This window comes from uncultured Intestinimonas sp., assembly GCF_944387245.1.
Classification (GTDB): Bacteria; Bacillota; Clostridia; order Oscillospirales; family Oscillospiraceae; genus Intestinimonas.
Genome location: NZ_CALXEE010000076.1, coordinates 1 through 10,790 on the forward strand (window position 1 = coordinate 1; position 10,790 = coordinate 10,790).

General features: G+C 60.8%; 7 protein-coding genes. 4 read left to right on the forward strand and 3 right to left on the reverse strand.

Annotation, left to right across the window (positions count from 1 at the left end; all coding sequences use genetic code 11):
• Nucleotides 1–135: 135 nt before the first annotated feature.
• The 3 genes from Q0K15_RS09325 to Q0K15_RS09335 all read right to left on the reverse strand — a co-directional run bounded on the left by Q0K15_RS09325 (nucleotide 136) and on the right by Q0K15_RS09335 (nucleotide 3,636).
• Nucleotides 136–2,418, reverse strand: coding sequence for a 5'-nucleotidase C-terminal domain-containing protein (locus Q0K15_RS09325; protein WP_294515578.1), 2,283 nt, complete (start codon nucleotides 2,416–2,418; stop codon nucleotides 136–138).
• A 140-nt stretch (nucleotides 2,419–2,558) separates the two neighbouring features.
• Complete coding sequence (locus Q0K15_RS09330) at nucleotides 2,559–2,939, reverse strand: DUF4363 family protein (RefSeq protein WP_294515579.1); 381 nt, start codon at nucleotides 2,937–2,939, stop codon at nucleotides 2,559–2,561.
• A 1-nt stretch (nucleotide 2,940) separates the two neighbouring features.
• On the reverse strand, nucleotides 2,941–3,636 hold the full coding sequence (locus Q0K15_RS09335; RefSeq protein WP_294515580.1) for a DUF421 domain-containing protein: 696 nt from the start codon (nucleotides 3,634–3,636) through the stop codon (nucleotides 2,941–2,943).
• 110 nt (nucleotides 3,637–3,746) lie between these two features.
• Here Q0K15_RS09335 and Q0K15_RS09340 point away from each other — a divergent pair, with 110 nt between their 5' ends.
• The 4 genes from Q0K15_RS09340 to guaA form a co-directional block, all read left to right on the forward strand.
• Nucleotides 3,747–4,586, forward strand: a complete 840-nt coding sequence (locus Q0K15_RS09340) for a metallophosphoesterase (RefSeq protein ID WP_294515581.1) — start codon at nucleotides 3,747–3,749, stop codon at nucleotides 4,584–4,586.
• 181 nt (nucleotides 4,587–4,767) lie between these two features.
• On the forward strand, nucleotides 4,768–5,853 hold the full coding sequence (locus tag Q0K15_RS09345) for a carbamoyl phosphate synthase small subunit (RefSeq protein WP_294515582.1): 1,086 nt from the start codon (nucleotides 4,768–4,770) through the stop codon (nucleotides 5,851–5,853).
• The gene (gene carB, locus Q0K15_RS09350; RefSeq protein ID WP_294515583.1) at nucleotides 5,853–9,122 is read left to right on the forward strand and encodes a carbamoyl-phosphate synthase large subunit; all 3,270 of its coding nucleotides are present in this window, start codon (nucleotides 5,853–5,855) and stop codon (nucleotides 9,120–9,122) included. The genes Q0K15_RS09345 and carB overlap by 1 nt, the downstream gene beginning before the upstream one ends.
• 217 nt (nucleotides 9,123–9,339) lie before the next feature.
• Nucleotides 9,340–10,790, forward strand: a 1,451-nt coding sequence (gene guaA / locus Q0K15_RS09355; RefSeq protein ID WP_294515584.1) for a glutamine-hydrolyzing GMP synthase, incomplete at its 3' end; no start/stop codon positions are given.

The following is a 10,790-nucleotide window of genomic DNA, read 5'->3' on the forward strand; positions in this document are numbered from 1 at the left end:
ATCCTTCTTTGGCAGCTATACACAAGAAACCCGGCTTATGCTTGACGCATATGCCGGGTTTCTCGACAGACTGAAGCTGGCTCGGACGTTTGTCCGAGCCAGCTTTTTGCTGTGTGGTAGGGAATGGGGGAAAACTTATGCCCCAGCAGTGGTGAGGGCAGCGATCATGGCATCGGCCTCAGTGCTGGTGATGGTCCCCTGGGGGTTAAAGCGGTTATCCTCGCCTACGGCGATGTACTGGGCGATGACATTCCACATAACGCCGTCAGTAGCCCAGCTGGAAACGGAGTCAGCGTCAACATAGGGGATCTGGACGGCCCAGGTGCCGGTGGGCCCCTTCTCCAGGGCGGTGGCGGTGTTCATCAGCATGACGGCGGCCTGCTCACGGGTGATGGCCAGCTCGGGCAGGAAGCTGCCAGCACCGTTGCCGGAGATGATGCCCTGATCAGCGGCCCAATCAACGGCGACGATATTGGCCACATCGGTAAAGGCGGTGGGGGAGGTCTCCACAGAGGCATCGCCCACGATAGCGGTGTAGAGTTTTTCAACAAAGGCCTGACGGGTGACGGTGTCGGCAACGGGCTCGGTGCTGTCGCTGGCGCCGGCGTTGAGGGTCCAGTGGCTGCGAGCCGCGGGCGGAGTAATGTCCTTGCCCTCGGCGGTCATGGCTTTGATGTACTCGGCGATAACCAGGGTTACGGAGCCACCGATGGAACCGAACTGCTCGGAGACGGAGCCGTCCCACAGCACAGCGTCGGTGCCCATGGTGATGCCGGTGGCGGCATACCAGCCGAACTCATCGCCGGCGGCGTTGGCGGACAGGCGGTAGGAGTTGAGGGCCACAGTGAAGGTCTGGTCGTCGGTGACAGGCTGCCCCTGATAGGTCAGATTGACCACACGGCTGCCCTCAGGGTTGCCCATGTAGATGTCATAATCCATGCCGTAGAGCTGATCGGTGCCGAAACCGCCGCCGGTAATGGTGCCGTCGGCCTCCACGGTGAAGTCTTTGGTACAGGACTCCAGCCAGTCCTTGATCTGCTTACCGGTCATCTGGATCATGTAGATGAGATTGTTGTCGTATTTGTAGAAGGAGTAGCAGTCCTTCAGACTGATGGGAGCGCTCTCTGCGTCACCCAGCAGCTGGCCGATGCAGAAGTCCTTGTTGGCCACGGGGGAGGAGATGGACAACTGGGCGCCGGTGGCCCACAGCTGGGCCTCATGGACCAGATTCATGGTGTCGCTCTGGACGTGGAAGAGATCCGTCTCGTCGTCCCAATCGCCGGAGAGAGTACCGATCTGCTCGGAGATGAAGGGCAGGGTCCGGTCGTAGTAGGGCTGCATAAGCTCCTTGAGGCCGGCGTCGTTCTCGTAGGTGGTCAGGTCCAGGTTCTGGCTCTCGCCGATGGTGAAGGTGCCGTCGGCGGCGATGCTGACCACGGTCTTGGTCAGAGTGGAGGTGCCGCCGTTGACGCAGGGCACGGTCTGGCCGTCGGCATTCTTCATCTCGGTGACACCGACGGTGTGGTTGTGGCCGGCGATGACCATGTCGATGCCAGTGGTGTTTTCTACCAGATTGCGGACCTGGTTCTCGGGGGAGAAGTCGGTCTCACCGGTCTCGACGGCGTCGCCGTCGCCGGCACCCACAGTGCCGCTGTCCTCGCCGGAGTGGCAGGAGACAATGACGAAGTCGCAGCCCTCGTCCTCACGAAGGGCCTCTTGCCAGTAGGTCACCCACTCGTAGGCGTAAGTCCGCTCGGTGTTGTCGGCATGGACGAAGTCGGAGCCCTCATAGTGGGTGGGCAGATCCCAGTTGGGGACGTTGACGTTCTCGAAGCCCAGAATGCCCACCTTGAACTCCTTATCGCCCACATTGAAGGTCATCACCTTGTAGGGGGTGAGGTTGGGCTCCTGGGTCTCTACGTTGATATAGTTGGCGCACAGAGCGCTCACAGGGGTACCGGGATACTTGTCAGTGGTGTCGGCCAGCATGTCGTAGAAGATCTGCTGGGTTTCCATGTCGAAGTTGAACTCATGATTGCCAGGGACGAAAGCGTCGTAGCCGATATACCGCAGGCAGATGGCCATGGGGTTGTCCACGCCGCCCTCCATGTTCATGTTGTAGCTGATGATGGAGCTGCCCTGAATGATGTCGCCGTTGTCGATGAGGATGGTGCCGTCCATGGCCTCCCGTTCCTCCTTCATGGCGGTGGCTACCTTCAGATAGCTGTTTTTGACCTCTTTCCCGTCAATGGGGTTGAGGTCAAAACACTTTCCATGCATGTCGGTGGTGGAATAGATGCCGAGGGTGAAGGTATCCTCTTCGGCTGCAAAGGCGGGGATGCCTGCGCAGCCCACCAGCATGACAGCTGTCATGGCGCCGGCGACGGTACGGCGCAGGATGGTGTGGCGCTGTTCCATTTGATCCCTTCTTTTCCTTTTACTTGCATCGAGATGAACCTGAGCCACCTCGATTATACTCCCTTCACCATAAGGTGACAAGAGTAGGAGAGCTAAAGCGGAGACTTCAAGAGGAAACAGCAGAGGTCTGACTTATGGGCTCAAAGCAGGTTTTGCAGGCTGAACTGTTCCATGGAGGCCACCAGCTCCAGCCGGGCAATGAGACGGGCGTTGGAGGCAGCATACTCCTGGGGTTCCCGAGTGTGGAGAAAGCCCTCCACCTCCCGGAAACTGGTATAGACCTCGTCGGTATCGGCGTGGCGCAGAGTGGTATAGAGGTAGAGCTCCCGGTCCTGCCAGTGTCGGAGGGCCTCGTGGGTCAGTGCGTCCGCCTCCTCCCAGCATTCCTCCATGGCCTGGTCCTGGGCCTTTTCCAACAGATCGGTGATGGTCCCGGTGAGGTGCTTGAGATAGAGGGAGTTGCCCACGGTGGCGGCGAAGATCAATACCAACAGGGCCAGGGAGAGCCAGAGTCGCCGCATCTCACACCGCCTCTCTGGCCACGAAGCAGACATTGCCCGCCTCGTCCACCGTCAGGAGAAAGACCTGGTCGGGTGAGCACACACCGTGCTCAGCCAGCCGCTGTTTCAGCCAGACCCGGTCCAGTCCCTGGGCTTTTAGGGCCCGATCCATGAGTCGGCCGTCGTTGATGAGCACCACCGGAAGGCCATGTTCCTGAGGGGAGAGTCCCATCTGCCTGGCGGTCACCGGCTGTTCGGCGGCTTTGGGTAGGACGGACACCCGACCGCTGGTCTCCAGGATGGCGTATTTGACGGTGTTGAGGTCGGTGATGCCCTGAGCACGGAGCTCCTCGTGGAGCTCGTCCACGGTAAAACGGTTGCGGCGCATCTCTTGCTGGTCTACCTTACCGTCTTTGACGATGACGCTGGGCCGACCGCAGAGTACCGCCCGGAACCGGACACTGCGCATGGTGAGTACGGAGAGGATCATGGTAACACAGAGCAGGGTGAGGATGGGAAGCACGCCGGCCAGAAGGGGAATGCCGAAGTCCTGCATAGGCACGGCGGCCAGGTCGGCGATGATGAGGTCCAGCACCAGCTCCGAGGGCTCCAGCTCTCCCACCTGGCGCTTGCCCATGAGCCGGATGCCTAAAATGATGAGCAGATAGAGGATGACGGTGCGCACCACGCCGATGACCATAGAGAGAACTCCCTTCAAACTGCGATTCTTCCTAACAGTATGGCATATCATCTGGAGATTTATGCCGGGGACTTCCGAGAGAAGGGCATCTGTGTTAAGATAGAGATGAAATCCATTGGGAGGCTACTATGAAGAAAAAGAATCTGCGCATCCTGCTGCCGGCAGCGGCGGCCATCGCGGCGGCGGCCGCCGCCTTGAATACCCGCCTCACCCTGCGGCACTACACGGTAGAGACCGCCAAGGTCTCCCAGACCGTCCGGATAGTACTGCTCACCGACCTACACTCCTGCGACTACGGCGAGGGCCAGCGGGAGCTGCTGGATGTAGTGGAGGAACAGCACCCCGACCTGGTGCTGCTGGGCGGGGACATTCTGGACGACGCCCCGGCCTTGTCGGAGGAGAACGCCTGGACCGTCGTCGAGACCTTAGGCCGGGCCTACCCCACCTTCTATGTTACCGGCAACCACGAGTTCTGGAGCGGTCGGGCGGAGGAGATCAAGGCCCGCATCGAGGATAGCGGCGTCACAGTGCTGGAAGGGGAGTGCCACACCGTGGTTTTTCACGGCCAGCCCATCCACATCTGTGGCATTGACGACCCGGCGGTGGGGACGGACATCTGGCAGGCACAGCTCGCACAGGCTGCCCATGGGGCGGGGGAGGGCTTCTCCCTCTTGCTCACCCACCGCCCTGAGCGGACCAGCGCCTATGAGGGGCAGGGCTTCGACCTCATCCTGGCTGGCCATGCCCACGGGGGACAGTGGCGCATCCCCTTTCTCCTCAACGGGCTCCTGGCTCCCAACCAGGGCTTTTTCCCTGCCTTCGCCGGTGGCCGGTATGAGCTGGGGGAGAGCACCCTCATCGTCAGCCGAGGGCTGGCCCGGGAATCCACCCGTGTGCCCCGCATCTTCAACCCGCCGGAAGTGGTCGTCATCGATGTAGTCCCATCTAAAAATACATCAGAAAAATAATTAGCAAAACTGCATATTTTTTAGTATGTGATGCGGAATGACTGCAGGAAAGGTTATAATATCCATATATTTTGGACAAAAACACGTTTTTGCGCTTTTGCAAAAAAATCCAGTTGTCAAGGATTTAGATTTAGGTTAAAATCGAACGGATAAACTGGAAGAGAAAGGCGGGCTGTGATAGATGAAGGCGACCTTGATCCTGGAAAACGGCATGACCTTTGCAGGGGAGAGCATCGGCGCCACGGCGGACCGGATCTGCGAGATGGTGTTCAACACCTCCATGGTGGGCTATCAGGAGATCCTCACCGATCCCTCCTATGCCGGACAGGGCATTGTGATGTCCTATCCTCTCATTGGCAATTACGGCGTCAATTCGGAAGACAACGAGTCCTCCCGCCCCTGGGGCGAGGCCTTCGTGGTGCGGCACCTGTCCCGGCGGGGCAGCAATTTCCGCTGTGAAGGCGATTTGGACGATTATTTAAAAGAACACGGCATTACGGGTATCCAGGGCGTGGACACCCGTGCCATCACCCGTATACTCCGCAGTCAGGGTACCATGAACGGTATGATCACCTGTGCGGAGCATTTTTCTGTCCAGGATCTGCTGGAGCCCATCCGGGCCTACCGGGTCCAGGGCACCGTGGAGCGGGTGAGCAGGGAGGAGGTCCAGGTCTATCCCTCCATCCCCCGCCAGAAGCTGCGGGTGGCCCTGCTGGACTTCGGCGTCAAGGAGAACATGATCCGCTGCCTCCAGGAGCGGGGCTGCGAGGTCACTGTGTTCCCCGCCCACACCACTGCCGTGGAGATCCTCTCCGGGAAGTTTGACGGCGTGATGCTTTCCAACGGCCCCGGCGACCCCGCCGACAACGTGGCCATTATCGCCGAGATCAAGGAGCTCTACGCCTCTGGTGTTCCTATCTTCGCCGTCTGCCTGGGCCACCAGCTCATGGCTCTGGCCACCGGGGCCGAGACCCGGAAGATGCGCTTCGGCCACCGGGGCGCCAACCACCCGGTGAAGGATCTGGACGCCGGCCGGGTGTTCATCACCAGCCAGAACCACGGCTATGTGGTTACCGCCGAGAGCGTCAAGCCTGAGGTGGCCCAGGTCTCCCATGTCAACGTCAACGAGGGCAGCGTGGAGGGTCTGCGCTACACCAACGGCAACGTCTATACCGTACAGTTCCACCCCGAGGCCAGTCCCGGGCCCAAGGACACCGAATATCTCTTTGACCGGTTCGTTCGCCGGATGGAAGGAGGCGCCTGGTAATGCCCAAGAATCCGAATATCAAAAAAGTGCTGGTGCTGGGCTCCGGCCCCATCGTCATTGGACAGGCCGCCGAGTTTGACTACGCCGGCACCCAGGCCTGCCGCGCCCTGAAGGAAGAGGGCGTGGAGGTGGTGCTGGTCAACTCCAACCCCGCCACCATCATGACTGACAAGGACATCGCCGACCACGTCTATATCGAGCCCCTGAACATCGCTTCGGTGACCCAGGTCATCCAGAAGGAGCGTCCCGACTCCATTCTGCCCACCCTGGGCGGACAGACCGGCCTCAATTTGGCCATGAACCTCCACGAGCAGGGTATCCTAGCCGAGTACAACGTAAAGCTCCTGGGTACCAGCCCCGAGTCCATCCGCAAGGCGGAGGATCGGCAGGGCTTCAAGGATGCCATGGAGGAAATCGGCCAGCCCTGCGTGACCTCCGACGTGGTGGAGAGCGTGGAGGACGCCGTGGACTTTGCCAACTCCATCGGCTATCCCGTCATCGTCCGGCCTGCCTACACCCTGGGCGGCACCGGCGGCGGCATCGCCTATGACGAGCCCTCCCTCCGGGAGATCGCCGACCGGGGCATCCACATGTCCCGGGTGGGCCAGGTCCTTATCGAGCGCTCCATCGCCGGCTGGAAGGAGATCGAGTTCGAGGTCATGCGGGACTCCGCCGGCAACGTCATCCAGATCTGCTCCATGGAGAACATTGACCCCGTGGGCGTTCACACCGGCGACTCCATCGTGGTGGCTCCCACCCAGACCCTGGCCAACAAGGAGTACCAGATGCTCCGTACTGCCTCCCTGGATATCATCTCCGCCCTGAAGATCGAGGGCGGCTGCAACGTCCAGCTGGCCCTGAACCCCGACAGCTATGAGTATGCTGTCATCGAGGTCAACCCCCGTGTGAGCCGTTCCTCCGCCCTGGCCTCCAAGGCTACCGGCTACCCCATCGCCAAGGTGGCCGCCAAGGTGGCCCTGGGCTACACCCTGGACGAGATCCCCAACGCCGTCACCGGCAAGACCACCGCCTGCTTTGAGCCCACCCTGGACTACTGCGTGCTGAAGCTGCCCCGGCTGCCCTTTGATAAGTTCACCACCGCCAGCCGCACCCTGGGCACCCAGATGAAGGCCACCGGCGAGGTTATGGCCATCGGCAACTCCTTCGAAGGCGCCCTCATGAAGGCCATCCGCTCTCTGGAGCTGCCGGTGAAGTCCCTGCGCATGGACGGCCTTGAGGACCTCTACACCGAGGAGATCGAGGACCGCCTGGTCAACGTGGACGACCAGCGGCTCTTCGTGGTGGCCGAGGCTCTGCGCCGCGGCTTTTCCCCTGAGAAGATCAACAAGATTACCAAGATGGACATCTGGTTCCTGGACCGGTTCAAGAACATCGTGGACATGGAGGATAAGCTGGAGCGCGGCCACCTGGACGAGCACACCCTGCGTCAGGCCAAGGAGATGGGCTTCTCCGACGCCTGGATCGCCGCGCTCTCCGGCAAGACCGCGCCCGAGATCAAGGCCCTACGGGAGTCCATGGGCATCGTCCCCGCCTTCAAGATGGTGGACACCTGCGCCGCCGAGTTTGAGGCCCAGACCCCCTACTATTACTCCACCTATGACGGGGAGAACGAGGCCGCCCAGTCCCATGAGTGGGGAGACGCCCCGGTATGTGAGAGCCTGTCTGCCGCTCCCGCCCACGCCTACACCGCCGATCCGGAGAAGAAAAAGGTGCTGGTGCTGGGCTCCGGTCCCATCCGCATCGGCCAGGGCATTGAGTTTGACTACTGCTCGGTCCACTCGGTCTGGGCTTTTAGGCGGCTGGGCTACGAGACCATCATCATCAACAACAACCCGGAGACCGTCTCCACCGACTTCGACGTGGCCGACAAGCTCTACTTTGAGCCCCTGACCCCCGAGGACGTCCAGAATGTGGTGGAGCTGGAGAAGCCCTGGGGTGCCGTGGTCCAGTTTGGCGGCCAAACCGCTATCAAGCTGGCCAAAGCCCTCACCGAGATGGGTGTGCCCATCCTGGGCACCTCCTCCGACGGCGTGGATGCCGCCGAGGACCGTGAACGGTTCGACGAGATTTTGCAGCAGTGTGGCATTCCCCGTGCCGCCGGTAAGACCGTATTCACCACCGAAGAGGCCCTTGCCGCTGCCAATGAGGTGGGTTATCCCGTGCTGGTGCGGCCCTCTTATGTGCTGGGCGGCCAGGGCATGGAGATCGCCTACAACGACCGCAACATCGTGGAGTTCATGCGCATCATCAACCAGACGGTTCAGGAGCACCCCATCCTGGTGGACAAGTACCTCATGGGTCGGGAGGTGGAGGTGGACGGCGTTTTTGACGGGGAGGACATTCTCATTCCCGGCATCATGGAGCACGTGGAGCGTGCCGGTGTCCACTCCGGAGACTCCATCTCGGTGTACCCGCCTCTCCACATTGAGGAGAAGCACAAGGAGACCATCCTCAAGTACACCTATGATCTGGCCAAGGCCCTGGGGGTCATCGGCCTCATCAACATCCAGTTCATCCTCTACAATGACCAGGTCTACGTCATCGAGGTCAATCCCCGGTCCTCCCGTACCATTCCCTATATCTCCAAGGTGACCGGTGTGCCCATCATCGATCTGGCCACCAAGGTGATGCTGGGCCAGAAGCTCAAGGACCTGGGCTACGGCACCGGCATCTACCCCGAGGCCGATTACTATGCCGTCAAGATGCCCGTCTTCTCCTTCGAGAAGCTCACTGATGTGGATACCGGCCTTGGGCCCGAGATGAAATCCACCGGCGAGTGCCTGGGACTGGCCGAGTCCTTCCCCCAGGCCCTGCTGAAAGCCTTCAAGGGTGCCAACATGAAGGTGCCCAAGAAGGGCGGCCGGGTTATCATCACCGTAAAGGATGAGGACAAGGGCGAGATGATTGGCATCGCCCGGGGGCTGGAGGATATGGGTATCGAGATCCTGGCCACCTCCGGTACCTGCAACGCCCTCAACGCTGCCGGGGTCCCTGCTCGGAAGGTGGCCCGTGTCTCCCAGGCCCACCCCAACATTCTGGACATGATCGCCTCCGGTTCTGTGGACCTCATCATCAATACCCCCACTAAGGGCCGCAAGCACGACACCGACGGCTTCAAGATCCGCCGGGCCGCCGTGGAGCACTCCGTGGCCTGTGTCACTGCCATCGACACCGCCCACGCCATCCTCACCGTCCGTGAGCATGGCCGCAGCGCCGACCTGCGCCCCATCGATATCACACAGATTTAAATAAATAAAAGAGAACCTACTCCTTTCGACAGCCGTCCCGGGGCTTTGGGACGGCTGTCTTTTTGCTGCAAAATACATGGGGTGAGCCGGGTGTTTTTGGGCAGGGGAGAGGGGCTTTGGGGGTTGTGCTCTCCTGCGGAGTGTGCTATTCTAGAGTATAAAAACACCGCCCTCCGGAGAGAGGGCACCATACCATACAGAGAAAGAAGGCTGGATGATGTCCCACCAGACTGTCATCGTTTTGGATTTTGGCGGCCAGTATAATCAGCTCATCGCCCGGCGTGTCCGTGAGTGCGGCGTGTATTGCGAGGTCAAGCCCTACACCACCTCCCTGGAGGCCCTGAAGGCCATGGAGCCTATCGGCTTCATCTTCACCGGTGGCCCCAACAGCGTCTATGATGAGAAGGCGCCCCACGTGGACCCGGCTATTTTTGAATTGGGCGTGCCCGTGCTGGGCATCTGCTACGGCTGTCAGCTCATGGCCCACACCCTGGGCGGCCGGGTCACCGCCGCCCAGGAGGATACCGCCCGGGAGTACGGCAAGACCGAGACCTATTATGATACCTCTTGCAAGCTCTTCAAGGGCCTGCCCGCCGAGGGCGTGTCCTGGATGAGCCACGGCGACTATATGGAGAAGGTGCCCGAGGGCTTCGCTCTGGTGGCCCACTCCCACAACTGTCCCAATGTGGCCATCGCCGACGAGGCCCGGGGATTCTACGGCGTCCAGTACCACCCTGAAGTCAACCACACCCAGCACGGCACCGACATGATCCGCAACTTCCTCTATGAGGTCTGTGGTGCGGTGGGCGACTGGTCCATGGGGGACTACAAGAACACCGCCATCCGGGCCATCCGGGAGAAGGTGGGGGAAGGCAAGGTGCTTCTGGCCCTCTCTGGCGGTGTGGACTCCTCCGTGGCGGCCGCTCTGCTGGCCGAGGCGGTGGGTAATCAGCTCACCTGCGTCTTTGTGGACCACGGCCTCATGCGTAAAAATGAGGGCGATGAGGTGGAGGCCGCCTTCTCCAAGTGGGACATCAACTTTGTACGGGTGGACGCTGAGAGCCGGTTTCTGTTGAAACTGGCCGGTGTGTCTGAGCCGGAGCACAAGCGAAAGATCATCGGCGAGGAGTTCATCCGGGTCTTCGAGGAGGAGGCCAAGAAGATCGGCCGTGTGGACTACCTGGTCCAGGGCACTATCTACCCAGATGTCATCGAGTCCGGTGCCGGTGATGCCGCTGTCATCAAGAGTCACCACAACGTGGGTGGCCTTCCCGATTACGTGGACTTCAAGGAAATCATTGAGCCCCTGCGGCTCCTCTTCAAGGACGAAGTGCGGCAGCTGGGCCGGGAACTGGGCCTGCCCGAGTACCTGGTCATGCGCCAGCCCTTCCCGGGTCCGGGCCTGGCCATCCGAGTCATCGGTGATCTGACCAAGGAGAAGCTGGACACCCTCCGGGATGCCGACGCCATATACCGGGAGGAAATCGCCGCCGCCGGTGAGGATAAGAACATCAACCAGTATTTCGCCGTGCTCACCAATACCCGCTCGGTGGGTGTCATGGGCGATGGCCGTACCTACGACTATACCTTGGCTCTCCGTGCCGTCACCACCAGCGACTTCATGACTGCCGACTGGGCCCGTATCCCCTTTGACGTGCTGGATAAGAT